This is a genomic window from Geminocystis sp. GBBB08 (assembly GCF_016743215.1).
Classification (GTDB): Bacteria; Cyanobacteriota; Cyanobacteriia; order Cyanobacteriales; family Cyanobacteriaceae; genus Geminocystis.
On sequence record NZ_VRZC01000043.1, the window covers coordinates 1 to 25,197 of the forward strand.

The following is a 25,197-nucleotide window of genomic DNA, read 5'->3' on the forward strand; positions in this document are numbered from 1 at the left end:
ACCGTAGGCAGAAGCGTAAATAAGAGCAACGTTTAAGGTTTGATTTAGCTGATTTTCTAACCACTGACTATATAAACCCGTTAATTCTGTTAAACCATATCTTACCAAAGGACCATGAGAAGTAGCGTAAATATGGGCGTTTTTTTGGGATATTTTTTCGATGGCTTTAATGATTTGTGTAGCATAAGGAGCAATGACACAATCAAAATAATAGCGTCTATCTTCTTGATAAATTTTCCAACCTTCATCTAATATTTGATCACCGCAAACATGGGCACAAAATAACTTATCAGTATAAAATATTTTACTTTGTTGATCATAGGTTAAAAGTTGATCAGGATAACGAGGATTGGGAGTAGTAATAAATTCTAAAAGATGACCTTTTCCTAAGTCTAATTCATAGTCATTTTTAACAGAAATAATATTTAGAGGATGTTTGCTAATAGTTTCAGGATAAGTATTATTAAAGATTGTTTGTAAAGATTTTGTACCTGTATTAGAAGTAATAAAAGTAATATTTGGAGCTTGTTGTAATAACTTATTAAGAGTAGTTGATCGATTAGGATTTACATGACCTAAAATAACATAATCGATGCTATTTAATGGGATTCTTTGATCTAAAGCTGAGAGAAAAATATCTGTAAAAGATTCTCCTGGAGGATCAATTAAAGCTATTTTATCTCCTTCAATAATAAAAGAATTAGCCGTAGTACCCCTACTTAAACCATATTCTACCTCAAATTTTAAGCGATCCCATGTGCGAGAGCGAAAAACCCTTGTATTTAAACCGATACTGCTAATTTGAACATCTTTAGGTTGATTCATAAATCATACTCTCCTTTTAGTTTATTTTAGGGGGCTAGGATTAGGAATTAGGAATTAATTACTCAGCAAGATACCTATTTCAGCACTTTTAATTAAGTATTAACTACTTATTAATTAAAGTTTGCTGTTGGGAATCTGAAAGCTATAAAAATCAAAGATTTAAGTATAATACATTACCTAATGCTCAGTTTTAGCGAGAGGTTTAAACCCCTTGTTTAGTCAAAAAGTGAGGAAGTATTATATATTTACATACTCAAATTCCAACTATCAAAACCATTTTTGCCTCTTCCTTCTTCCTCGCCCTCTATTGATTATTTACTATCTATTTACCATTTACTATTCATTATTAACTATACACTATTTACTATTACTATAGCTATTTTCCCAATTTTACTTTTTGTTTTATTTAAACTTTCACCTCAAAAGCAACACCTTCTTCCCTAAAATTAGGGAAATTAGCTAGAATACTTTGTCTTTCTTGCTCTGCTACAAAAATATAAGTACCGGGTTGTTGGGTATTTTGAAAACGGTAAAAATCAACTCCCTTATTTGCATCTGCACCATAAGCATAAAAAGCAATTCCTTCTTCAACAAAATTAGGGAAATTTCGGCGAATATTTTGGCTTTCTGCTTCTCCGGCATATAAATAAGTGCCGGGCACTGCTGTATTTTGGAAACGATTGAAAACAATTAAATTATCATCAGGTGAATCTCCGACAAAAAAAGCCAATCCTTCTTCCGCAAAATTGGCGAAACTCTGACGAATATTTCGGCTTTCTATTTCACTAGCAAATAAATATGTACCCGGGCGACTATTATTTTGAAAACGATTGAAAGGTGTATTAAGATTAGCCGTAGGTAGATTAGAGTTATTAACTACAGAAACTTTTAAGGTATCAAAAATAGATTCTCCTAATAAATTTGTTGCCTTAACCGTAATGTCTGCCACACCTTTAATATTATTAGCATAATCTAATTTAAGACGACCATTTTCATTAATTGTGGCGGTGACAAGATTAGGATTAGTATTATTTTCAACGGTAAAAGTTAATTCAGGAAGATTGCTAAGGGTAATATTTTCAAATCTAACCACATCGTCATCATTATTAATTTCAAGAGTGTTAATATCCGCCTTAAATATATTTACAGGCAAATCTGTAAAAGCAGAATTGATAATAGTGGCATCTACCACAGGTAAACTGGCGATCGCATCTACCGTAAGTATATTATTACCGGGTAAAACTTTACCAAAAACCGTAAAACCAGAATTTTGATTATCCAGATTTTTAGAATTATCCACTAAATTAAAAAACCATTGACTTGTAGCACTATTAGGATTACCGCCTAATTTTGCCATAGCAATAGTGCCTCTAATATTAGAGCGCTCAGGGCTAAATTCGTTAAGGATAGGTGCATCTGTTGGCACATTATTAACTCTTAAATTATTGACAGTAAAGCCACCACCTTGAATAATAAAATTAGGAATTGATCGATGAATAATAGTATTAATATAATCTCCATCATTGACATATTTAACAAAATTATTTACTGTTATAGGTGAACCTTTTCCCTTTTGATCAAAAAGTAATACATTAATTTCTCCTGTACCAATAGAATTTTCTCGTAACTTAAATTTAGCAACCTTCCCCGTAGTAAAAGGATCGTCAAAAAATTGAAATAAATTAAAAGTTGTATCATTACTATTGATATTTACCACTAGATCATTAAAAAAATTAACATTAATAGTCATATTGCACTCACTCTTTAATATTGGCTTTTTAAAACTTTTTTCATTAACATCCTAACACTCTTTATGAATTAGCATTGCCAAATTAAAAAATTCTGGTTATAATGATAAATGTGCTTTGATAAAACCTGCGGATGTAGTTTAGTGGTAAAACCTTAGCCTTCCAAGCTAATGATGGGGGTTCGATTCCCCCTATCCGCTTATTTTTTGATTCCTAAAAATATTTAGTTTTTTAAACAAAGATTCAACAATAGTCAAAAATTTATCTATTTTAAGCCGTTATCGGTTATCCTACTGATGCTCAAATTCTCGTTTTTACTCTTAGGAGTATAGGGCTGGTTCGTGGCGATCGCCGTACTCTCGAGTTTGATAGTTATGTAATCAAAATATTAACTTGATGCCAAATTTGCTTTTAAACATAGATTTTGGTTATTACTCATGGCTTAAATTTTGCAATAATTTTAATAATTGATCTATATTTATGACAGGTTCAAAACAAAATAAACCATGACAAACAATTCCAATAGTATTAGATGGTAAATTTTCCGTGATTCGAGATACCGTAGTCGGTAAATATTTTTGCTCAATTTGTGATTTAATTTCTGGGGTAGTTTTTACACTTGTGCCTTGTAAATACCAGTTTAAAGCAACAAATAAACTAGGACAACTAACAGAAGATTTCGCCATAATATCACTAAAGAGTTTTAAGATTTGTTCCGCTTTTTCTAAATACTCTAAATTGTCTGTTAATAATCCTAATCTTACTAAATTTGTAATGGCAATACCATTAGCTGAGGGAGTGGCATTGTCGATATAACTTTTTTCCTTCAACAATAAATCGGCACAATTATCATTAGCATTATTATAATAACCGCCATCTTTGGTATCACCACAATAAAGATCAAATTCCTGTTGTACTTTTATGGCTTGAGTTAAATAATAGTTATAATTATTATCAGAATATTGAGATAAATCTAATAAAGCCTTGATAAAAAAAGCGTAATCTTCTGCTTGGGCTAAAATCCTCACTTTTCCTTCATAATTAAGTCGATATAGGCGATCGTTTTGCCATTGATTAGTTAAAATAAAGTTAGTTGCTTTTTTAGCCAAATCTAAATAATTTTTATCACGAAAAACACTATAAGCTCTTGCTAATCCAGAAATCATTAAACTATTCCATGAGAGAATCATTTTTGTATCAGTAACAGTAGGAATCCGCCCTTGCCAATGGATACTTTTTACTTCTTGGTTATTTTTAGCAGGAGTAAATTTAGTTAAACTAGCTGAATTGTCACCATAACGAATAAGAAATAGTTTTTCTAAAGCATTTTCTATAAGAGTAGTAATGGGTTTTTCTTCTTTTTTTTGTAAAACGTTTTTACCTTCAAAGTTACCCCTTTCACTGATAATAAAAGTATCCTCAAAAGCCTTAAATTCTTCTTCTGATAAAATTTCCTTTAACTGTTGATAATCCCAGACATAAAAATCTCCTTCTTCTGGTTCAATATCATTAATGTTAGTAAAATTATCAGCATCTTGGGAAGCATAAAAATAACCTTCATCAGCAGTCATTTCTCTTTTTAACCAGCTTAAAATTCCTTCACAACTAAGTTTAATTTCTGGTTTTTCGACACCACTACTCCACAAATTCGCCAAAAATTCCATGATTAACCCATTATCATAGAGCATTTTTTCAAAATGAGGAACAGTCCATGACGCATCAACAGTATAACGATGAAAACCACCGCCAACATGATCATAAATACCACCGTTAACTAAATCAATACCTCTTTTGATGGCTAAATCATGACAATCACTATTGGAAATCGAGCCTTGTAAAGTAAGATTAGTATAGGGCATCATCGGAAAACGAGGCGAACCGTAATCATTACGAGCAATTACTTTACTATTATTTTCGATACCTTGACTCAACAATTCAGGAGTTAACTGACTATTGGGAGTAAAAATTATCTGAGAATTACTGGTTAAACCCTTGACAATTTCGCTTTTTAGTGCTGTTAGTTTATCCTGTTGTTGATGGTAAAAATCATGGAGAGATTGCAATATCTGTAAAAATCCTGGTCTGCCATAACGAGGTTCAATGGGAAAATATGTACCACCATAAAAAGGTACTAAGTCATCAGGTGACAAAAATATATTCAGAGGCCATCCCCCTTGCCCTGTCATCATCTGCAATGCCGTCATATAGATACTATCAATATCAGGACGTTCTTCTCGATCCACTTTTATCGCTACAAAATATTTATTTAAGTATTCTGCGATCGCCTCATTAGAAAAAGCCTCACCTTCCATAACAGTACACCAATGACAACTAGAGTAACCGATAGAAAGGAAAATGGGTTTATTTTCAGATTTAGCGAGATTTAACGCTTTTTCTCCCCAAAAATGCCAATTAATGGGGTTATAAGCGTGTTTTCGTAAATATAAACTTTGAGTATTGAGGAGATTATTTGTCATGAATAATTAGGAGTATTACGCCAACTAAATAAATTTAAGAGGGAGAATTAACCGAAATTAATAGCGAATTTGTAAAGTAACAGAAGCAGAAATTTCCTGTTCTCCAGCAATTACAGGCGTACTAGCTACATTAGAAACTAATTTATCTGCCATTGCTTCCCTCACTATCGGATTCGGAACATTTGCACCATTAATGTTAATAGTAATAATTTCTTGGGGAGTTAAATTTAAGGCTTTCAACACCGTTGCCGCTTGTTGTTGTGCGTCTTGACTAGCTTTAATTAACGCTTGTTGTTGAGCTTGAGTAATAGCTGTTTCCGTTGCCGTTAAACTAACATTATCAATACGAGTTGCTCCTACTTTGACACTATCATCTAATAAACGTCCTACCTTATCAATAGGTAAATCAAAACTCACTAAATTAGTAGCAACATAACCAGTTAATTCTCTTTGATTATTATTGTAATTATAATTAGGACGTAACTGAACGCCAGTAGTTTGTAATCTTTGTACATTACTAGATTTTAATAACTCCACTAAAGATATTGTGCGTTTAGCTACTTCTTGCTGAATTTGAGTGGCATTTTTTCCCTCAATTTCTACTCCTAATTGCACATTGGCAACAGTAGCAGGTATTCTTTCGATTCCTCGCCCAGTAACGGTGATAGTTTTTAAAATTGGTTCTTGTGCTAAAACTGGTTGCATGAGAGCGACACTAAGACAAATAAAAGAAATAAAAAATTGTGGCAGGGTTTTACTGGATAATAGCATAGGTCAAATTTTTTTTTTACAAAAACTTCGCAAAGAGCATCGCCTCTTTCAAGGGTGGGATGTATTGCGACACCTTTTAGGGTGCAGTGAATATTTTTTTAAGATTAGAGGATGCCTCTATTTTGATTGGTAGTGATACCTGTCAAGGTAAGCAACCTCTATGAACCAAGAATCCCATCGCCTTCAGGCACGGGAGTGTCAAAATACTGATTAGAAATAATATATAACCTTTTCTCTCATTATGAGGTATCAACACAAAATTCACTTGAAAAACAGAACATTTTCATTAATATACTAAGGAATAAGAAGAATTTGAAACAAGAAGAAATGAGTTAAAATGTTGTCGTTATTTAAGATTACAAAAATAATGGAAGAATTATTAACTTTACGTAAATATATAGAGGAAAAAAAATTAGATCAAGCCCTTGAATTTGTAGCCGAATTAGAAGAAATGTTGAAAGAAGATAAACTAAATAAAATTTTTAGTTATGCAGTTATTTTATTATTATATTTAGTTAAACAAGAAGCTAAAAAAAGAACTACTCGCTCTTGGGATTTTTCTATTTATAATTTTATTAAAGAAATTAAAAAAATTAATAAAAGACGTAAATCAGGAGGTTATTATGCCACTGAAGAAGAATTAAAAGAAATCATTATGGATGCCTTTGACACAGCTATCAGAAAAGCATCTTTAGAAGCCTTTGAGGGTAAATATAGTCCAGAAGAATTAATTCTACAAATCGATTCTAATTTGATTCAATCATTGGCTCTAAAATTAATTTTATCTTAGGAATCATTAGTTAAGATGCCTTTTGACTAATTTCATCTTGGTTTTCTTTTAAACATTGAATTAAGCATTCTGTTTTATGCGTGCGTCTTTTTATAGAATAAAGTTTGGCACAAAAAGAAGTAATAATTGCCACAAAATCTTGCATTAAATCATCTTTTCTTTCTTCAGCTAAGTTAACTACTTCTATATCTTTACCTTGTTTATTGAGTAATACTTTTAAGTAGTTAAATCCGACTCTAGTTAGTCTATCTTTATGCTCACAAATAATTAAAGAATAATCATCTTTACGCAGTAATTCAATTAACTTTTTCCGATTATCATTTACTCCACTGCCAACTTCCTTGACAATGTATTTGATTTGATAACCTTTAGCTATACAATAAGCTTTTAATCTTTCTGCTTGAGAATCCAAGTTAGATTTATTTTCAGCACTAGAAACACGAGTATATATAGCAACACCTTGAGGTAATATTTCTTGTGTAGCAACAATAATCGTACCAGTAGCTAATTGAGTTGCTTTTATTTCTCCTCGTTTCCACATCCGCCAAGCAGTTTTATAAGACACTCCGAGTTTTTTTGCATAATCTGATAGTTTCATTTGATTAAATTAATATTTAACTATCTTGATTCTAACAGATAATAGTCTAAATTAAGGTATATATGTCTATATTTGCTTAAAAGTTTTCTAATACTTATCCTTCGACATTAACCCTTTGAGTAATCATTCTCATGCCATCTGTATTAATCAAAATTACTGAGTACCAATGATCTTCTGGTGTCATCGGTAATTTTACACGTTTAAAAATGCCCCCTGCCGATAAAGTATCTAACTCTAAAGTTGAAGGTTTTAAATATAGTGAAGAGTCTATTTTATTTTCTAAAACTCCTCCTAATACACTATAAGAACCGATGGGATCTTGTAAAATAACATCAAAATCAAATTCTTGACCTGGACGAGCTTTCTGAGGTAAATTAACAGTTGCTATGGGTGGTTTTTCCCCCGATGTAACTTCATTTTTTTCAGTTAATATTTTTTGTTTTATTAATTGATTATTTAAAAAATATTGTTCTGATTTTATCTCAGAATTTAACGTAAATTTTTTCCCATTAATATCATAACTACCTTGAATATTAGTAATAGTAGTTGCTACTAATTGATCTTGATTTTGTTTCCATGATTCAATTTTAGTGGTATATTTTAAGTCTTTATATTTTGACCATAAGTTTTTTAAAGAAGAAGTAAAATTTTCATAATTTAAGCCATCCTCAGTAGTGAATTTAGGGGAAATATTTTGTTCAATTAATTTTAAATCCTGATTATTAGCCGCTAAATCTATCTTAGTTACTACTTCTAAAAGTTCTTTAGGAATATTATTTGATTGAGCAAAAACGTGATGATCTTTACTAAGGACAAAAGAAAAACTTAAAATGATGAATAGGAAAAATTTAATACTTTTTTTCATAGTTTAATTATAAAAAATCATCGTTGAATATTATATATTGTAACTGACTTTTTGCTTTTTTATGTCACTTAATAAAATTTATTTATAAAATAATCCATTTAAGGCTATAAATTGTCAAAAACTCTTCCCTCTCCCACCGATAATTGTATGATACAAATACAAATATTAAGTAATACTTAATTTCGATCGATAATTCCACCACCTAAAAGTATATCACCATGATATAATACTGCTGCTTGACCTGGAGTAATACCAAATAGGGGCTCATCAAACACTAACTTAACCCTTTGATGATCTAAAGGAATAACATTTACACTTTTCGCAATACTACGGTATCTTATTTTAGCTTCCGCTTTGATAGGATTTTGAGGTTGGGCGATCGAAACCCAATTCATGCCACTGACAATACATTCCGTTGCACCTCCTTGATCTCGGGTTGCCACAATAACTTGATTCATTATAGGATCGAGTTTGACCACATATAAAGGCTCTGCATAAGCAATTCCTAAGCCTTTTCTTTGTCCGATAGTATAGTGATGTATGCCGTCATGTTCACCTAAAACAGTACCTTGTAAATCGACAATTTGTCCTTGTTTTGGTTGAATATATTTATCTAAAAAATCTTTCATTGAACCATGACTTTCAATTAAACATAAATCTTGACTATCGGGTTTTTGTGCCGTTGTCAGTTTAAATTTATTTGCCATTATTCTAGTTTCAGTTTTGGTTTGATACCCCAGAGGTAAAATTACATCAGCTAATAATTCTTGAGTAAGATCATAAAGAAAATAAGATTGATCTTTAGTATCATCAATAGCTTTTAATAATTGATAGCGATGGCTTTGAGGATCATATTCAATTCTGGCATAATGTCCCGTAGCGATTTTATCAATACCGAGGGTATTTTTGGCATATTCTAGCATAGGTGGAAATTTGACTACACGATTACATTGAGAACAAGGTAAAGGAGTTACACCGGCTTGATAACCTGAAACTAAATAATCAACAATATAAGTTTGAAATAAATCACGAGTATCGACAACATGATGAGGAATACCCAATTGTTCGCAAATTGAAGCGGCATCTACCATGCCTTCTGAACAACATTGTCCTTTTCCTTTCATCAACCAAAGAGTTAAACCTTCAACTTCGTAACCTTGACTTTGTAAACTAGCGGCTGCTACGGAACTATCAACACCACCAGACAAACCAACTACAACTTTATTCATAACACAAAAAATAGAATAACTAACAATCGAATGAAATAAAACATAGAATTAACTTCATCTACGGTTACTATTATCTTAACTAAGATTAAGCACTGATGTGTTAGGTATTAGGATTAAAGGGGCTGTAAAACTCTGAGGCAACTTGAAGAGTTGAAGCCTTAGAAGATTAAAGTTATAAAATGAAGACCCGAAGCCTACGCCCACCATAAGCATCCCGTATTGCTGCTACCTTCCGGTCCTGACAAGGTTTGAGCGTCACGATTGCATAAGTCCGAGTCAATAATAATTGTAACCCATAAAAGACTTTTAATACAAGGAAAAAATCAAAAAAATTTTTAGAATGAAAAATGACAAGCGGTCAAAGTTCATGATAAGATCGAGTCAAGAAAAAATTAGAAAAAATTATGACAAAAATGATTAAAAAATTAGGTTTATTCTTTTCTTCCTTACTATTAACTGTGACGATGATTTTTTCAACCATCAACCCTGCCCAAGCTAATACAGTAGAAGTAAAAATGGGTGCTGATACTGGTGCATTAGCTTTTCAACCGGCAAAAATAACCATTCAAACTGGTGATACTGTTAAATGGGTAAATAATAAATTAGCTCCTCATAATGTAGTTTTTGATAGTTCTGTAAAAAATACGGCTAAATTGAGTCATAAAGGTTTAGCATTTTCCGCAGGTGAATCTTTTGAAACTACTTTTTCTGAACCAGGGGTATATCCTTATTACTGTGAGCCTCATCGTGGTGCTGGAATGGCAGGTACTATTACTGTAGAATAATTTATTGACATTTCCACTTATCAATAACTACCAGTGCAAAATCAATTTTATCTAGGCAAGGCAAGGGGTTTAAACTCCTTGTTAGTTCTTGTTTTTCTATAAGCCCAAAAATAAAATGTAGGATTAATTTTGCTTTCCTACTCACCATAAGTGAAAATCCCCTGCTTATGGAGGGGAGTGTCTTAATTAAAAAACACGATGTTGTAAAGAAGGCATTTGTTGACGTACTTGCTGTAATCTTTGAGGATTAATTTCGGCGATCGCAACACCAGTTTGAGCACCCGTAGTAGCTAAAATTGAACCCCAAGGATCGATAATCATAGCATGACCATGGGTAAAACGACGAGCGTAATGATTTCCAGTTTGAGCGGGGGCAATTATATAAGCTGTATTTTCGATGGCTCTTGCTTGTAATAAAACCTGCCAATGATCTTTTCCAGTATAAGCAGTAAAAGCAGCAGGAATAAAAATAACTTCAGCACCTTGACGGGATAAATGACGATAAACTTCAGGAAAACGGACATCATAACAGATAGATAAACCTAATTTACCTAAATCACCACTATCATAAACAGAAGGTAAAGTAGAACCAGCTTGAACGGTGTTAGACTCATGATAATTATTACCATCAGGCACGTTAACATCAAATAAATGCACCTTATCATAACGAATCAGTTCTAAACCATTAGGATCAATTAAAATGGCAGTATTATGAGCTTTTGATTTATCATCGATAAAAGGGGTAGGAAACCCACCCCCTAGTATGGTTACTTGAAAACGTTGTGCCATACGAATCAAAAATTTTTCGCTCATAGCAGCAATGGTTTCTACTTGTGCAATCTTTGCTTGATCGTTCCCCAAAAACGAGAAATTTTCAGGTAAACCAATTAATTTTGCTCCTTGATTAACTGCTAATTCAATTAATTCCTCTGCCTGAGTTAAATTTTTGTCAACATCAGGAGTGCTAGTCATGCAAACTGCCGCCGCAATATATGATTTCATGTGTGATTTAATATACTTAACAAAATAAGGTTGTCTAACCTGTTTAACTAATAAATTCAAGATAACTTTCAGTTAGTTCTTTTACAGCCAACTCGTAGAACTGTTGACCGTGTTCTGGAGTAGCTAAAGCAGGATTTGATCCCATTCTACCATCAGGGTAGCACTCACGAAAATTCCTTGCTCCATAAATTGAATGTCCTTTACCCACTTCTTTACTCAAGGGTGCATTTTTAATCAAATCAGGGTACACAAATTGAGTTAAAGCAACTTCTGAAGGAGTAGCATGAGAGCCTTCTTCATCACCATATAATTTTTTGGCTAACTGATAAACTTCTCGACTCATAAACCAATTAGCAATGGTACACTTAACTTGATCACTATTAGTTAAATTTAAACTATCTAAATGATCATAAATTTGGGAAAAAGCAGCCTTTAAAGTGGCAATATTACCACCATGACCATTAATAAAAAAGAACTTACGAAAACCGGCTTTAGCTAAAGAAGTTACATAATCTTGAAGATAAAGGATCAAAGTTGTTGGGCGTAGGCTAATAGTACCAGTAAAAGCTGTATGATGGAGAGCCATCCCCACATTAATTGTTGGTGCTACTATAGCTTTAAGGTTTTCTCCCACCCCCATAGCAACTTTTTCGGCACAAATGGCATCTGTTCCAATTAATCCGGTAGGCCCATGTTGTTCCGTTGATCCAATGGGTATAATAATAGCATCACTATTTTGTAAATAAGTTTCTACTTCCATCCAAGTACATAAATGTAACTGCATTTTTATTTCTCTAATCAATTTTTGATAATTAATAATTCACAACCTTAAACTATTGTTATTCTAAGTTAAGATTATTGCGAAAATATTTAAACTATTATGGTTAAACTTCAAGATCAACCCAATTTAACTACTCAAGGTTATTCTACGGAAAACCACGTTACTGAAACTCGCCCTTGGGGTACATTTACCACCCTTGAAGAAGGCCCGGGATATAAAATTAAACGTATTGAAGTTCATCCCGGTCATCGTTTAAGCCTACAAATGCACCATCATCGTAGTGAACACTGGATTGTCGTTTCTGGTACGGCAAAAGTTGAATGTGGAGACGAAGTGAAAATTTTAGCTTCTAATCAATCTACTTATGTACCTCAGTGTACTTCTCATCGTCTCGAAAATCCGGGGGTGATTAAATTAATTTTAATTGAAGTGCAGAATGGCGAATATTTAGGGGAAGATGATATTATTCGTTTTCAGGATGATTACGCAAGACAATAAATTTAGAATTTAGAATTTAGAATTTAGAATTACGGGCAAAATGTCTGTTTCACAACGATTAATTATCAACTATTCACTATTAATTATTCACTATCAACTAATCACTAATCACTATTTATGATTAATCTGACGGAAAATGCCATCGCTGAAGTAAAAAGATTACGAGCAAGTTTGGAAATAAATAACAACTATGTAAGAATACTACTTAAAAAAGGCGGTTGTGCTGATTATGTCTATGATTTGAATTTGGAATCCCACCCCCAAGAAGGCGATCGCCAATTTTCTGCTCTATTAGACATTATCATTCTTGTGGATGCTCATAGTTATCAATATTTACAAAATCTAAAAATAGACTATGCCGAAGATTTAATGGGAGGTGCATTTCAATTTAAAAATCCTGATATTTCTAATCATTGTACTTGTGGTTTATCCTTTGCCTTAGAAACAGCGTGACATCTTCCCTCTTTGACTATACAGCTAACTCCATTCTCGTTTTATCAATGCCTTTTTGATTTAATAATAACCATGTTTGGATTAAATCAGGACCGTGTAATTCACCAGTTAAACCGACTCGAAGCGATCGCATTACTAAACCTTTTTTGACTTTGAAATCCTTAGTAACTTGTTTGATAATATCATTAGCTTCCTCGAAAGTCAAGTGAGATTTTGTGGCGTTAATTACCGCTTCTAAAACCTGTTTAACTCCTTCTTGAGTAAGAAATTCTTGAGCATCTTCTGCTAAAGTAATCTCCTCAGTGAAAAATAATTTAGCTTCTTTTACTCCATCAGTTAGACGAGTTAAACTAGGTGCGATTAAAGTAGTAAGTGTTAATAACCAATCTCTATCACCATCAAGATTAAATTGATAATTGGCTTCCTGCCAAAAAGGAATTAATAACGGTAATAATTCTTGAGGAGATAACTTATGCAAATACTGACTATTTAACCAATCTAACTTATCCCAATCAAATTTCGCTCCTGCCTTATTTACCCTTTCTAAACTAAACTTAGTTGCCACTTCTTCAAGGGTGAAAATTTCCTCTCCATCAGGAGAAGTCCATCCTAACAATGTCATATAATTTACCAATGCTGGGGCGATAAATCCCATTTTGCGGAAATCATCAATAGAAGTTACACCGTCACGTTTCGATAATTTTTTGCCTTCAGAGTTCAAAATTAAAGGAGTATGGGCAAATTCTGGCACTTTTGCAGCTAATGCTTGATATAATAAAATTTGTTTCGCTGTATTAGCAATATGATCTTCTCCTCGAATTACATGACTAATATTCATGTCAATATCATCATCCACTACTGATCAATTAGATACGGTTTTTCCGAAGCCATCGCCATCTTTTTCAGGGGTGCGTGCAATTACCATATCACCGCCTAAGTCACTACCCTGCCATGACACCTTACCTCTAATTAAATCATGCCAAATAATTTGCTCATGATCTTCAATTTTAAATCTAATCACCGGTTTACGCCCTTCCTCTTCAAATTTAGCAATCTCTTGTGTTGATAAATTACGGTGACGATTATCATAACGAGGAGCTTGATTATTAGCTTTTTGAGTTTCTCTCATGGCTTCCAATTCTTCAGAAGTGCAATAACAAGGATAAGCTAAACCCTTCTCAAGTAAAGTTTGGATGGCTTGACGGTAAAAATCGAATCTCTCAGTCTGAAAAAAAGGCCCTTCATCCCAATTCAACCCTAACCAACTCAATCCTGACTTAATATTATCCGTATATTCAGCTTTTGATCTCTCTAAATCTGTATCTTCAACTCTTAATATAAATGTACCTTCATTATGTCTAGCAAATAACCAGTTAAATACGGCTGTACGCGCTGTACCTATATGTAAATTACCTGTAGGAGATGGTGCGATTCTAACTCTAACGGACATGATTAATTCTGATTATATTTTATCTAACCTTTTATTCTACCTTAATCAGAGTTCTGCATCGAGTTTTTCATAACGATTCTCTTTAGTTGATTTATGTCAAACAATCATAAGAGTAAGCGATATTTATTTAACTCTAACAAGTACAATATAACTGTACAAGCTATTTTATTAACTCATGTTAAGTATAGATACCAGTTATTCTCATCTTCGGGCTAATTTAGCCACTATTTTAGATCAAGTTCATAATCACAGTGAAATAGTCGTCATCAAGCGGCGTAATGGCAAAAATGTCGCTCTTATTGCTGAAAATGAGCTTTCTAGTCTCTTAGAATCTATTTACCTACTGCGATCGCCAGAAAACGCTAAAATATTCTTTCGAGCTTTAGAATGGAGTAATCAATCAGAAGCCTCCCCTCAAACCATAGCAGAATTAAAACAGGAGTTAGGCATTGAGTCCGAAAAAGCCTAAAAATTCATCAAAAGGAGAGATAATCAGTTATAAAGGTTATATTCCCTTGTTTAGTCCTGATTTTAAAGCAGATTTAGCCTATTGGTATCGTCACGACTCGAAAAAAGGAGATAAAATCCTTGATTTAGTAGCTGATATTCTTGATGGTGAACCATTTACTGGTATTGGTAAACCCGAAGCATTAAAATACATTAGCGCAGATATTTGGTCAAGGCGTATTGATTTAGAACATCGTCTCGTTTATAAAGTAACAGAAAACCGTATTTATTTTTTACAAGCTCGTTATCATTACAAATCTTAACCGATCTTTTAGATGTAAAAATTAACTGCAATAATCATGAATAATCAACTATTTTATAGCGATAATTTAGAAGTTTTAAGACGACATATTAAAGATGAATCGGTGGATTTATGTTATATTGATCCGCCCTTTAATTCTAAGCGCAATTATAACCAAATTTATAATAATATCGGTAAAGAAGATCCAGCCCAAGCTCAGGCTTTTATTGATACTTGGACATGGGATGATTTAGCTAATCTTGGTTTAGCTGAAATTCAGGAAAATTATCACGGCAATTTCACTAACCAAAGTATCGATTTAATATGTGGTTTAGAAAAAGTTTTAGGTAAAGGAAGTTTATTTGCTTATCTAGTAAATATGACTTTAAGAATTGTCGAAATTCATCGAGTTTTAAAGCCAACAGGTAGTTTTTATCTTCATTGTGATCCTACTGCAAGTCATTATTTAAAAATAATATTAGATGCTATTTTTTGTTCTCAAGGCGGTGATTATGTTAACGAAATTAGTTGGTGTTATGGTTCAGGAGGAGCAAGTAAATCTCATTTTTCTAAAAAACATGATATTATTTTGATGTATCGAAAATCCACTAATAAATTTACCTTTAATGTTGATTTAGTCAGGGAAGAATATTCTTCTCCAGAAAAAGTTGAGCATAAAATTATTAACGGAAAAGCATATAAAAGAAAACATGAATTAGGGCGTATTCCTTTTGATTGGTGGCAGATGCCAATTTTAACTAATACTGCAAAAGAAAGATTAGGCTATCCTACCCAAAAACCAGAAGCATTGTTAGATCGCATAATTAAAGCTAGTAGTAACGAAAATGACCTTATTTTAGATGCTTTTTGCGGTTGCGGTACAACTATCGCCGTTGCCCAAAAATTAAACCGAAATTGGATTGGCATTGATATAACTTATCAAAGTATTAGTTTAATCTTGAAACGATTAGAAGATAGTTTTGGTAAAAAAGTTTTAGAAAATATCACCCTTAATGGTATTCCTAAAGATATGGAATCTGCCACCGCTTTAGCTTTGAAAAAAGACGACAGAACTCGTAAAGAATTTGAAAAATGGGCGGTTTTAACCTACACTAATAATAGAGCAACTATTAACGATAAAAAAGGTGCAGATAAAGGCATTGACGGCATCGCATTTTTTGATAGTGGTAAAGATACCCCTGACAAAATTATTATTCAAGTTAAATCAGGTAAGGTAAAATCAGGTGATATTAGGGATTTATTAGGCACAATTGCCATAAACCAAGCTACCCTAGGGATATTTATTACTCTCAACGAGCCCACAAAAGACATGATTAAAACTGCTAAAGAAGCAGGTATTTATCAAAGTAAATTTATGAGTAATCCTGTCGATAAAATCTCTATAATAACTGTAAGAGAGATAATCGAAGAACAAAAAAGATTAGATCTAAAATTAGTCTTAGAAGTGTTAAAATCAGCAGAAAACCTAACAGAAACCAAAGGTAGTCAAACAACCATTAATTTTTCTGATTAACTAAAAAAATTGCCAAAAATTGGGCTTATCCCTTGACACGTCTTGACATTTTTGTTAAAATTTAGATAATTGGAATATTTTAATTTTTAGATGTAAACATTAAGATTTCAATTATAAAATTAATATCTTCTATTTTGACGAACAAAATGAAAAAAGTCAAGAAAAATCGATTTTTTTCCTATCAGTTCTTTTTATCATGGTAATGTAGTCCAATTTTCACCTTGAACTAAAGTATGAGTTTGCCAGTTATCATCAGTGTTGGGATAATCAAGACGATAATGCCCTCCTCTACTTTCGGTGCGAAAAGCGGCACTTTTGAGGATTAAATAACCAACATCAATTAAGTTAAGGGTTTCGGCCGCTAGTTTTAATTTTTGTTCCCTTATAGGTGAGGTTAAGTCATAAGATTGTGATGGTGCAATATTGATAATTAATTGACAAATTGAGAGTGTTTTTAGTTGATTCCGCCAATGTTGTACTTGTTCGATCGCCTTTTGTAACCCTAATTCAGTACGACAAATTCCTGCCCCTTCCCATACTGCGACAGGTAAATTCTCTCGAATATTAGCAATTAATTCCATTTCTTCTTGCCAATCATCCTTAATCTGTTGATAATTAATCGTTGTTGATACCAATTCATCCCCTGAAGGTAAAGATAAATGGCGGAAACTTTCAGCAAATACTACGCATTCTAACAGAGAATTACTGGCTAAACGATTGGCTCCATGAACACCGGTACTAGCGGTTTCGCCAATGGCATATAAACCTTTAATGGAAGTTTCGTTATTAAGATTAACAGCGACACCCCCCATCCAATAATGAGCGGCAGGAGAGACGGGAATTGGTTGGGAAAATAAATCTATCCCCCATTGTTGACATTTATTGATAATATTCGGAAAACGATATTCGATGCGAGAACGAGGAATTGGACGCAAATCAAGGTAAACTTTACCATGAGCTGGATCTTGACTAATTTTATGTAAATGACTGTAAATAGCCCGACTAACTACGTCTCTTGGTGCTAATTCTCCTTTCTCATGATAGTCAAAGGCAAAACGTTTTCCTTTCTCATCAATTAAATGAGCACCTTCTCCCCTTACCGCTTCACTAATTAAAAAATGAGGTGCATTAGTAATATTTAATGCTGTGGGGTGAAATTGCACAAATTCTAAGTCTCTTAAAATAGCACCGCTACGCCAACCTAACGCAACTCCATCCCCGGTGCTAACTTGAGGATTTGTGGTTTGAGCAAAAACTTGTCCTCCACCACCAGTGGCTAAAATAACGGCTTTTGCCGATAACCAATGAATTTGATTTTCATGAAGTAAACTCAGCCCTTGACATTTATTTTGACTCTCATCTAACCATAAACTGAGGGCGTAAGCCTGTTCATATACTTGAATCTGATTACTTTCTAACACTTTCTGTCTTAAAATAGATACGATCGCTCTTCCTGTGGTGTCGGCGGCATGAAGCACTCTAGGAAAGGAATGAGCTGCTTCTAAAGTCATGGCTAAAGGAGCATTTTGGCGATAGCCAATGGTTGATGTACGATCGAAATCTACTCCCATTTGCAATAATGAGTGAATAGAGGTAGCAGCATTTTCTACTAAAAATTTAACTGCTTCCATATCACATAAACCAGCACCTGCTTTAAGAGTATCTTCTAAATGAAGTTGTGGAGAATCATCAGGATTAATAGCGGCGGCAATGCCTCCTTGCGCCCAATCACTAGCTCCTCTTTTTAATTTATCTTTGGTAATAACAGCGATACGGAAATGATTTGGTAGGCATAAAGCGGTATATAAACCAGCCGCACCAGAGCCAACAATGATGACATCAAAGCTACGGGGAAAAGATGATTTTTGGTTCAAGATTTTGAATTTTTAGCAGGAAGTATATTTTTGCTAATTTTACTTCAGCACAAGGAAAATAGGCAATAAATAATGAATAGTTAGTTGATAGTGAATAGTTTATAGTGATAGTTGATCCTTTACTTTGTTCAACACTGTAAAACAGGCATCTTGCCTGTAACTCCAAATTCTCAATTCTCAATGCTCAATTCTGACATTTTTAAGTTACGTCCAATTACAACTAATTTAGTGGATCTTTTTTCCTCTGGTTGCCATAATCGATCATAAAATGTTTCAAAGCGATCGCCTACTCCTTGTAATACCATACGCATCGGTTTATTAGCAACATTAACAAAGCCTTTAATACGATAAATTTCCAAATTTTTGACAAGGTTGTGTAAATGAGAGAGCAAAACTTGAGGGTTAACAGCTTCTTCGATGAATAATTCTAAAGAGTTAATTTCATCATCATGATCGTGATCTTCTTCGGTATCATGGTGAGAAGGGCGATTAATAATATCATCTTCAACGGCGGCGTTAAAACCTAATAAAACTTCAGCATTAATTTCTCCTTGACAGCAAGGTATAACTTTAATTCCTGTACGCAATTCTTTTTCTAACCAATCTTTGACTCGAGTTATATCATCATCTTTAACTAAGTCAGTTTTAGTTAATAATACTAAATCAGCACAAGATAATTGATCTTCAAATAATTCCTCAATAGGGGTTTCATGATCTAAACTAGAATCATCCGCTCTTTGTTTGGCGATCGCCTCTAAATCTCCCACGAAATTACCATTAGCTAAAGCTAGGGCATCCACAACGGTAATAACGCCATCAACAGTCGCATGATTACGAATTTCTTGCCATTTAAAGGCTTGTATTAAAGGTTTCGGTAAAGCTAACCCGGAAGTTTCGATGACAATAGCATCAATTTGATCCTTGCGAGTTAATAATTCTTGCATGGTAGGGTAAAATTCTTCTTGAACAGTGCAACAAAGACAACCGTTAGTTAATTCAATAATATGGGAATTAATTTCACCTTCATCATCACAAACTTGACAGCTACGCAACAACTCACCATCGATACCGATTTCTCCAAATTCATTAACAATTACGGCAATTTTTCGCCCTTGCTTATTTTGTAAAAGATGGCGTAATAAAGTGGTTTTTCCAGCGCCGAGAAAACCAGTAATTACTGTGACGGGTATTTTGTGCATTATTAATAAAAGATAAAGTAGTATTAAACAATTTCATTTTGAATCGCCCAACGAGATAATTCTGTGCGATTATGGAGTCCAGTTTTATTTAACATATTAGAAACATGACTTTCAATAGTGCGTTGACTAACTCCTAATTCTTGACAAATTTCTCGATTAGATTTTCCCCTTGCCACTAAATCTACAACTTTTTTTTCTGTGGGAGTTAATTCTACACTTTTTGGGACTTGGATTCGAGCAATATTTTCTCCTTTGCGATGAGTGCTACCCATCATACGCAAACTTTGATTAAGGGTAGATTGTACTTGTGCTACTAACTCATCGGGTTCAAAAGGCTTTACCATATAAACATCAGCACCTTGAGTTAAACCTTTGATACGATCTTTACTATGACCTTTTGCTGATAAGAAAATAATCGGTAGCCATTCTAAAAGGGGATTTTTTCTAATTTCTTGTACAAAAGTATAACCATCCATTTCTGGCATCATCACATCACAAATGACTAAATCAAAGTTTTCTTGTTCAACAATTTTGAGGGCTTCTCTACCTTGATTAGCGGTTAAAACCTGATAACCATTAAATTCTAAATAGTCTTTTACTAACAGAATTAAGTTAGGATCATCATCTATAAGTAATAATTTTTGTTTAGATTCATTTTTCATTATTTTTACAAGGCATTGTTTTTACAAATTAAATATACTCGGCAAGGTCATAATCTGAGCTTTTACGACATCGCCATTTATAGATCAACAAACTCAAGTTATGCCCTTGGAAAGTATAATAATTCCATTGATTTAAAATAACAAATTGATTGGTTAATTTATAATGAGAACTTTAAATATTTCTAATAGATTTAACAATAGCAGAATAACTCATATTTTTTGAAAAATTAGCATACTGATAAACCGCTAAAATTTTAGATTTTTTTATAATTTTGTCTTTCCCAACAAAAATAATCATCTCATTATCAGGGACTATTGTTAATGCAGTTATGGAGGAGTTATTTTGAGAATAATTAAGTTCCTGCAAACAATTTTGGTTCTTCATAATTTATATTTTTGTATTTTTAAATTCAGATAAATCTTGTTTGTTAAGTAGTCCCACTTAATTAAACGTAAAATAGCTAGAGTTCATAGTGAGGGCTAAAGCCCTTATTAGCAAAGCGTTTAAAACCCCTAAGGGGGTAACCACAAAATGGGTGTTTATTTAGTTGGAGCTACTTAAGACTTACGTTAATTATTTCATAATAATGGTTCTGGCGTTAAATATAGATACTTATTCTGTCAGAAATAAAAAACAAAAGTTTGTTATGAAAATTACTGAGCTTGGGATATAGGAGTCACAATCAATTCATCTCCCTCTTCTCTTTTGAAAGATAAAGATAAAGTTTGATTAGCACAGTCTTTTAAGTCAGGATAATGATGAAAAACCCAGTAATTTAACGGCTGTTCGATTAAAGACTCAATTAAACTACGAATCCTCCGTCCACCAAACAATAAGTTCTCGATTTTGCCCATTTTGTCTGCTAAAACTTCAAAAATGGAATCGTCAAATTTCAGACTTAAGCGATATTGAGTGAAGGCAGATTTATCAAGAGAATCTAAGAAGTTCTGCGCGATTGCCTGAACATAACTAGGACGTAAAATGTCAAAAACCACGATATTATCTTCGCCTAATTTGTTCAACAATTCTGCCCTACCTAGACGATTCATGAAATACCAACGGACTTCGTTTTTAAAATGGGATTCAACTTCGTCATAAGAAAAATCATGGCGGTTGTTGTTTAAACGTTCCATAATTTTCTCACTAATACCATCACGAATAGTTACACCAGTACGAGAATCTGATAAATTGGAAGCACCAATGTTAGAAGTAAAAATGATCACTGTTTGGTCAAAATAAGCTGTTTGCCCTTTACTATCGGTTAATCTGCCTCCATCCAGAATTTGCAAAAACTTATCTAAAACCCTCGGATGTGCTTTTTCTATTTCATCAAATAGCAAAATACTGTAAGGCTTTTCTAAGACTTGGTTAGTTAAGACACCACCTTCTTGATAGCCAACATATCCAGGGGGCGAACCAATTAACTTTTCGGCAGAATGCTCTTGTTGGTATTCTGACATATCAAATTTAATTAAAAATTCTTCGCTACCGAAAATTAAAGAGGCGATCGCTTTAGCAATTTCAGTTTTTCCAACTCCTGTACTACCAACAAAGAAAAACACTCCTTTGGGTTTACCTCTTTTTTTGCCAGTGAGAGAGATTCCTACTTTAGCAGTGGTTATCAGGTTAATCACACGCTGAATTGCTCTATTTTGCCCAATAACTCTTTCTTTTAGCTGTCTTTCAGCATTTTTTACCCTCTGAGGATTAATATTAATTTGCCAATAGTCTTCACGTTCACCATATTTATAATACTCGATCAGACGTTCTACTTGAGAAAAAGGAATTTGTTCTTGTGAATTACAGCGAAGAATTGCGTGTAAATCCTTGATACATAAACCATCGGTTAAATCAGCAAAATTTTGGGTAAATTTTGGCTCAATATATTCTAAGTGAGGATGTGAAACAACACCATGAATATCTCCTTGTCGAGAAGCAAATCGCCATTCACCTAATTGATACAAAGATTCTCCATGATAAAAGTCTTGATAAAAAAGCTCGACAAATTGTAAACGTTCTGCCTTACTGGGTTTGGGTACTTCAACTAAGGCGATCGAGGGATTACCCTGATAAATCCATGTGGGTACTTTGTTTAAATCACTAGCTAAAATAATAACAGTATTTCTGATATTTTTGCCCTCTTGATTAGTGACAAATTGAGCCTCGATAGAAAGTTTTTTCAACAATTTTAATGGAGCTTTTTCATCAGGTAATATTCTATTTGCATCTGTAGTCAAAATATCGCCAATATCAAGAATCACAGCACAAGAAATCTGATCTTGAGTAATTAAAACCCTAGCTTGAGCAATACCCGATTCTAAGGGAATACGTCCACGAGTCAAGGATTCAGGGCGATTTTCTAATCTTAACTGAGGGGGTGGTATCGTTAAATCATTAGGATTAGTTTCCCAATTATTTTCATTAGCTAATTCTGGATTATCTTCAAGTATTTTTTGATAGTTAATCTCTTGCCATTTTTCTTCCATTTCTGGTGCAATAAAACGGAAACCATCAATATCATCATATTGAGTAACTATTCCATAGTTATTGTTGGATAAATAGTCTTTTAAAAGTTCATAAATATCAACATATTGACCATCATGAAAAAACAGGTCTAAAATATTACCAAATAACAAGATATGCTTACCTGCTTGGTGTTCCCTCACTAAATCTTTTTGCCATTTAGGAGTTAAAGGAGAAAATTTTTTATTTATATCACCCATTGTTACTTTTCTTTCCTAATTAAGAGAATATTGATCTTTTAATTGGAAGAAAATACGAGAAATATTCAGTTATTTACTCCTCTAAATTTCTACTCCGTACTTAAATTATGATTTTTGATTTTTCAAGTCATAAAAACAAGAAATACTAAATACTTTATTAATGTTTTTTGATAGAACTCAGGTGTTTTCAGTTTGGCTCTTATTCTGGTAAGACGATCACAAAATTCTGAGCTAGTAAGAATCGTTAAGTAAAAATTTGGGAGCTAGAAAATTCCACAAAAAAAGCCCAGAAGTATCTAATTTACGCTTTGATAACTGTAAATATCTTGTTCTCAAGAATCTAAAATTATCAAGTAAATCAAATATTTCTCGGCTTGTGGCTAATATCAAATCTGTTTGAAGAATTAGCAAAAATTTAGGCACAATCCCCGTAGTTAAAGGATTGTATGTATGAATATTTAATAGAATTTAATATAATTTTAATTGTTAATTAGAGTAACTATTTTGTTCGTCTTCATCTGATAAATCCTTGCTTTTACCATCAGAAGGTGAACTGTTATTATCCTGATTTTGCCAGTACAATTGCCCCATATTGACACCATACTGACTCATTTCTTGAAGTATTTGAGTTAATTTTATCTCTGCGTCATCACAAGAAGAAAATTTACCCCGTTGAGTTTTTTGGTATCCTTGCACTTCAAAATGAATATCTCCTTTCATGAGTACACTAGCTATAAACCCTTTTCCAGTAGGATCTTTAGCTATTAGACGCATAGCAGTAGCAGGATGATTTGGATGTTCAGCATTCGGTTGACTAACCATTAAGCCTAAACTTTTGCAACTTTTCATAAGAGCTTCTATGATACGATCGCTTTTATCCCTGTCTATTTGAGCTTGATTGGCTTTTTCGATTAGCTCATTTCCTTTAGCTTTAACTTCCGCTAAAATAGTTGCAGGTTCATTAAAGTTTTCAGAAGCGATCGCTTCTTGTGCCAATTTAACTTGTTCGTCAAACTCAGGAATTAAGTTACCACACCATTTCATCAAATTAGTATCAACTTGATAACCAACTATTAGACTTTGCAGTTGATTAAGACTTGATTCTGCTGACATCTTTTGCTTTTGCCATTGACTTCTATTAGCCTCCACAGTCTTAATATAGGAGTTGACTAACTCATTTGCTTGAGAAAGAGCCGATTTTATTTGGTTGACATCATTAGTGGCTAAAGTGCTGTTAATCGTTGAAAGTGCTTGTTCAGCTTTTACTTTACCTTCAGAATCAAATTTTTCTCCATCTTCGGATGAAATATGACCGAATTTAGCCAAAAATTCCTCTGACTGAAATCGGAGTTGATCTAATTCAGCTTGAAGTTGTTTCTGCGTTTCATCCCAACGTTTACGACTAACTGCCTCATTAATTTGCGATCGCAGAGGAGAAATTTGGTTAGATATTGGCTCTAAATCAGTCTCAGTGTGAGCTTGTTGAGTTTGAGAAAGTAAGTTTTGAAATGAAGTTTCTAAATTAGAAAAGTCTTGCTGATATAATTCAGAACTTTGTTGTTGAAGACAATTTAAAGCAGATTGAATCTTATCGCCAAGTTTGCTTTTACCGACATTTAACTGTCTAATTCGCTCTTTTTCAATGGCTTCCAGTCGCTTTCTTTCTTCTTCCTCAGCTTTTCTTTTTCTTTCTCTTTCTAACCTTTCTTGTTCTTGCCTTTGCAACTCAGCATGAGAGTACTTTGGACTTCCTGACATAAAATTGTCCTCCTTAAATTAAAATCTATATAGGCTTGTAGTAAAGGCTTTAGCCTCTATTTTTTAGAAATATTATTGATGTCTGTGGTTATTTTCTGATTCGAGAACAACTCCATTACAGAGCATTTGAGCTTCAAACTCTTCCCGAAAACCTACACGATTCGGGACACCAGTGAATTGAATCTCTAAGCCTTCAGAGTTTTCAGACACCGAAAATTCTAGTGGTACTGATTTATCTGGTAGTTGAGTGAGTATTTCTCGATAACGCTTAGTTAGTGGTAATAATCGCTGATTAGTTGAACCACGCCACAATAAATCTCCATGAAGACTTTGCATATATAAACCATCAACTAATAAATCAATTTTTGTCAATAGTTGTTTCTGTGCCGATGTACCATGTTTAGCTAAATGTTCCAGAGTATAGCC

General features: G+C 33.3%; 22 protein-coding genes, 1 tRNA gene, 1 other RNA gene and 2 pseudogenes. 8 read left to right on the plus strand and 18 right to left on the minus strand.

All coding sequences use genetic code 11. From position 1 onward, the window contains the following. Together FWJ34_RS07655 and FWJ34_RS07660 are read right to left on the minus strand one after the other, a co-directional pair. Positions 1–825 (minus strand): annotated as a pseudogene (locus FWJ34_RS07655) (FprA family A-type flavoprotein); the annotation flags it as partial. 406 nt (positions 826–1,231) lie between these two features. Beyond that, positions 1,232–2,575, minus strand: coding sequence for a peptidylprolyl isomerase (locus tag FWJ34_RS07660; protein ID WP_308254735.1), 1,344 nt, complete (start codon positions 2,573–2,575; stop codon positions 1,232–1,234). A gap of 127 nt (positions 2,576–2,702) precedes the next feature. On the opposite strand from FWJ34_RS07660, the gene FWJ34_RS07665 reads away from it, so the two are divergent. After that, a tRNA-Gly gene (locus FWJ34_RS07665) sits at positions 2,703–2,773 on the plus strand. A gap of 231 nt (positions 2,774–3,004) precedes the next feature. On the opposite strand, the gene FWJ34_RS07670 is transcribed toward FWJ34_RS07665, so the two are convergent. Both FWJ34_RS07670 and FWJ34_RS07675 read right to left on the minus strand, forming a co-directional pair. Continuing rightward, a complete protein-coding gene (locus FWJ34_RS07670; RefSeq protein ID WP_308254736.1) occupies positions 3,005–5,050 on the minus strand; it encodes a thioredoxin domain-containing protein in 2,046 nt (681 codons plus the stop codon). Between the two features lie 57 nt (positions 5,051–5,107). Beyond that, complete coding sequence (locus FWJ34_RS07675; protein ID WP_308254737.1) at positions 5,108–5,821, minus strand: SIMPL domain-containing protein; 714 nt, start codon at positions 5,819–5,821, stop codon at positions 5,108–5,110. Positions 5,822–6,188: 367 nt separating this feature from the next. Here FWJ34_RS07675 and FWJ34_RS07680 point away from each other — a divergent pair, with 367 nt between their 5' ends. Beyond that, positions 6,189–6,611, plus strand: a complete 423-nt coding sequence (locus FWJ34_RS07680; protein ID WP_308254738.1) for a DUF29 family protein — start codon at positions 6,189–6,191, stop codon at positions 6,609–6,611. A 10-nt stretch (positions 6,612–6,621) separates the two neighbouring features. Here FWJ34_RS07680 and FWJ34_RS07685 read toward each other — a convergent pair whose 3' ends face one another. The 4 genes from FWJ34_RS07685 to ffs form a co-directional block, all read right to left on the minus strand. Continuing rightward, complete coding sequence (locus tag FWJ34_RS07685; RefSeq protein WP_308254739.1) at positions 6,622–7,209, minus strand: IS607 family transposase; 588 nt, start codon at positions 7,207–7,209, stop codon at positions 6,622–6,624. 94 nt (positions 7,210–7,303) lie between these two features. Next, entirely contained in the window at positions 7,304–8,074 is a 771-nt protein-coding gene (locus FWJ34_RS07690) for a nuclear transport factor 2 family protein (protein WP_308254740.1), read from the minus strand. Between the two features lie 176 nt (positions 8,075–8,250). Next, positions 8,251–9,303, minus strand: coding sequence for a tRNA 2-thiouridine(34) synthase MnmA (gene mnmA / locus FWJ34_RS07695; protein WP_308254741.1), 1,053 nt, complete (start codon positions 9,301–9,303; stop codon positions 8,251–8,253). Positions 9,304–9,483: 180 nt separating this feature from the next. Next, positions 9,484–9,581, minus strand: an RNA gene (ffs, locus tag FWJ34_RS07700) — signal recognition particle sRNA small type. Between the two features lie 138 nt (positions 9,582–9,719). On the opposite strand from ffs, the gene petE reads away from it, so the two are divergent. Continuing rightward, the gene (gene petE / locus FWJ34_RS07705; RefSeq protein WP_308254756.1) at positions 9,720–10,088 is read left to right on the plus strand and encodes a plastocyanin; all 369 of its coding nucleotides are present in this window, start codon (positions 9,720–9,722) and stop codon (positions 10,086–10,088) included. A 186-nt stretch (positions 10,089–10,274) separates the two neighbouring features. Here petE and FWJ34_RS07710 read toward each other — a convergent pair whose 3' ends face one another. Together FWJ34_RS07710 and FWJ34_RS07715 are read right to left on the minus strand one after the other, a co-directional pair. Further along, positions 10,275–11,090, minus strand: a complete 816-nt coding sequence (locus FWJ34_RS07710; protein WP_308254742.1) for a carbon-nitrogen hydrolase family protein — start codon at positions 11,088–11,090, stop codon at positions 10,275–10,277. A 43-nt stretch (positions 11,091–11,133) separates the two neighbouring features. After that, positions 11,134–11,874 carry a creatininase family protein gene (locus FWJ34_RS07715; RefSeq protein WP_308254743.1) on the minus strand — a complete coding sequence of 247 codons (741 nt, stop codon included), beginning with the start codon at positions 11,872–11,874 and terminating at the stop codon, positions 11,134–11,136. A 96-nt stretch (positions 11,875–11,970) separates the two neighbouring features. Here FWJ34_RS07715 and FWJ34_RS07720 point away from each other — a divergent pair, with 96 nt between their 5' ends. Further along, positions 11,971–12,369: a cupin domain-containing protein gene (locus FWJ34_RS07720; RefSeq protein WP_308254744.1), complete on the plus strand. Its 399-nt coding sequence runs from the start codon at positions 11,971–11,973 to the stop codon at positions 12,367–12,369. 117 nt (positions 12,370–12,486) lie between these two features. Further along, positions 12,487–12,822, plus strand: coding sequence for an iron-sulfur cluster assembly accessory protein (locus tag FWJ34_RS07725; protein WP_308254745.1), 336 nt, complete (start codon positions 12,487–12,489; stop codon positions 12,820–12,822). A 16-nt stretch (positions 12,823–12,838) separates the two neighbouring features. On the opposite strand, the pseudogene gltX reads toward FWJ34_RS07725, so the two are convergent. Continuing rightward, positions 12,839–14,272, minus strand: a pseudogene (gene gltX, locus FWJ34_RS07730) (glutamate--tRNA ligase). Between the two features lie 175 nt (positions 14,273–14,447). Here gltX and FWJ34_RS07735 point away from each other — a divergent pair. From FWJ34_RS07735 to FWJ34_RS07745, 3 genes are read left to right on the plus strand one after another with little or no spacing between them, the layout of a single operon-like run. Further along, positions 14,448–14,741 (plus strand): type II toxin-antitoxin system Phd/YefM family antitoxin, encoded by a 294-nt coding sequence (locus FWJ34_RS07735; protein ID WP_308254746.1) that lies wholly within the window; start codon positions 14,448–14,450, stop codon positions 14,739–14,741. Further along, positions 14,722–15,042 (plus strand): Txe/YoeB family addiction module toxin, encoded by a 321-nt coding sequence (locus FWJ34_RS07740; protein ID WP_308254747.1) that lies wholly within the window; start codon positions 14,722–14,724, stop codon positions 15,040–15,042. The genes FWJ34_RS07735 and FWJ34_RS07740 overlap by 20 nt, the downstream gene beginning before the upstream one ends. 36 nt (positions 15,043–15,078) lie before the next feature. Then, positions 15,079–16,554: a DNA methyltransferase gene (locus FWJ34_RS07745; RefSeq protein ID WP_308254748.1), complete on the plus strand. Its 1,476-nt coding sequence runs from the start codon at positions 15,079–15,081 to the stop codon at positions 16,552–16,554. A gap of 194 nt (positions 16,555–16,748) precedes the next feature. Here FWJ34_RS07745 and nadB read toward each other — a convergent pair whose 3' ends face one another. The 7 genes from nadB to FWJ34_RS07780 form a co-directional block, all read right to left on the minus strand. After that, positions 16,749–18,428, minus strand: a complete 1,680-nt coding sequence (nadB, locus tag FWJ34_RS07750) for an L-aspartate oxidase (protein WP_308254749.1) — start codon at positions 18,426–18,428, stop codon at positions 16,749–16,751. Positions 18,429–18,598: 170 nt separating this feature from the next. Then, positions 18,599–19,627 carry a cobalamin biosynthesis protein CobW gene (gene cobW / locus FWJ34_RS07755; protein WP_308254750.1) on the minus strand — a complete coding sequence of 343 codons (1,029 nt, stop codon included), beginning with the start codon at positions 19,625–19,627 and terminating at the stop codon, positions 18,599–18,601. A 23-nt stretch (positions 19,628–19,650) separates the two neighbouring features. Then, positions 19,651–20,289, minus strand: coding sequence for a response regulator transcription factor (locus tag FWJ34_RS07760; RefSeq protein ID WP_308254751.1), 639 nt, complete (start codon positions 20,287–20,289; stop codon positions 19,651–19,653). A 172-nt stretch (positions 20,290–20,461) separates the two neighbouring features. Next, on the minus strand, positions 20,462–20,674 hold the full coding sequence (locus FWJ34_RS07765; protein WP_308254752.1) for a hypothetical protein: 213 nt from the start codon (positions 20,672–20,674) through the stop codon (positions 20,462–20,464). Between the two features lie 269 nt (positions 20,675–20,943). Then, positions 20,944–23,013 carry an AAA family ATPase gene (locus FWJ34_RS07770; RefSeq protein WP_308254753.1) on the minus strand — a complete coding sequence of 690 codons (2,070 nt, stop codon included), beginning with the start codon at positions 23,011–23,013 and terminating at the stop codon, positions 20,944–20,946. 486 nt (positions 23,014–23,499) lie between these two features. Then, positions 23,500–24,771: a hypothetical protein gene (locus FWJ34_RS07775; RefSeq protein ID WP_308254754.1), complete on the minus strand. Its 1,272-nt coding sequence runs from the start codon at positions 24,769–24,771 to the stop codon at positions 23,500–23,502. 72 nt (positions 24,772–24,843) lie between these two features. Beyond that, positions 24,844–25,197, minus strand: a 354-nt coding sequence (locus FWJ34_RS07780; protein WP_308254755.1) for a 4Fe-4S cluster-binding domain-containing protein, incomplete at its 5' end; no start/stop codon positions are given.

What these genes read in the sequence shown, in the direction of transcription:
- FWJ34_RS07660 (WP_308254735.1), bottom strand. Translation starts at nt 2,575, where the DNA reads ATGACTATTAATGTTAATTTTTTTAATGATCTAGTGGTAAATATCAAT.
- FWJ34_RS07670 (WP_308254736.1), bottom strand. Translation starts at nt 5,050, where the DNA reads ATGACAAATAATCTCCTCAATACTCAAAGTTTATATTTACGAAAACAC.
- FWJ34_RS07675 (WP_308254737.1), bottom strand. Translation starts at nt 5,821, where the DNA reads ATGCTATTATCCAGTAAAACCCTGCCACAATTTTTTATTTCTTTTATT.
- FWJ34_RS07680 (WP_308254738.1), top strand. Translation starts at nt 6,189, where the DNA reads ATGGAAGAATTATTAACTTTACGTAAATATATAGAGGAAAAAAAATTA.
- FWJ34_RS07685 (WP_308254739.1), bottom strand. Translation starts at nt 7,209, where the DNA reads ATGAAACTATCAGATTATGCAAAAAAACTCGGAGTGTCTTATAAAACT.
- FWJ34_RS07690 (WP_308254740.1), bottom strand. Translation starts at nt 8,074, where the DNA reads ATGAAAAAAAGTATTAAATTTTTCCTATTCATCATTTTAAGTTTTTCT.
- mnmA (WP_308254741.1), bottom strand. Translation starts at nt 9,303, where the DNA reads ATGAATAAAGTTGTAGTTGGTTTGTCTGGTGGTGTTGATAGTTCCGTA.
- FWJ34_RS07710 (WP_308254742.1), bottom strand. Translation starts at nt 11,090, where the DNA reads ATGAAATCATATATTGCGGCGGCAGTTTGCATGACTAGCACTCCTGAT.
- FWJ34_RS07715 (WP_308254743.1), bottom strand. Translation starts at nt 11,874, where the DNA reads ATGCAGTTACATTTATGTACTTGGATGGAAGTAGAAACTTATTTACAA.
- FWJ34_RS07720 (WP_308254744.1), top strand. Translation starts at nt 11,971, where the DNA reads ATGGTTAAACTTCAAGATCAACCCAATTTAACTACTCAAGGTTATTCT.
- FWJ34_RS07725 (WP_308254745.1), top strand. Translation starts at nt 12,487, where the DNA reads ATGATTAATCTGACGGAAAATGCCATCGCTGAAGTAAAAAGATTACGA.
- FWJ34_RS07735 (WP_308254746.1), top strand. Translation starts at nt 14,448, where the DNA reads ATGTTAAGTATAGATACCAGTTATTCTCATCTTCGGGCTAATTTAGCC.
- FWJ34_RS07745 (WP_308254748.1), top strand. Translation starts at nt 15,079, where the DNA reads ATGAATAATCAACTATTTTATAGCGATAATTTAGAAGTTTTAAGACGA.
- cobW (WP_308254750.1), bottom strand. Translation starts at nt 19,627, where the DNA reads ATGCACAAAATACCCGTCACAGTAATTACTGGTTTTCTCGGCGCTGGA.
- FWJ34_RS07760 (WP_308254751.1), bottom strand. Translation starts at nt 20,289, where the DNA reads ATGAAAAATGAATCTAAACAAAAATTATTACTTATAGATGATGATCCT.
- FWJ34_RS07765 (WP_308254752.1), bottom strand. Translation starts at nt 20,674, where the DNA reads ATGAAGAACCAAAATTGTTTGCAGGAACTTAATTATTCTCAAAATAAC.
- FWJ34_RS07770 (WP_308254753.1), bottom strand. Translation starts at nt 23,013, where the DNA reads ATGGGTGATATAAATAAAAAATTTTCTCCTTTAACTCCTAAATGGCAA.
- FWJ34_RS07775 (WP_308254754.1), bottom strand. Translation starts at nt 24,771, where the DNA reads ATGTCAGGAAGTCCAAAGTACTCTCATGCTGAGTTGCAAAGGCAAGAA.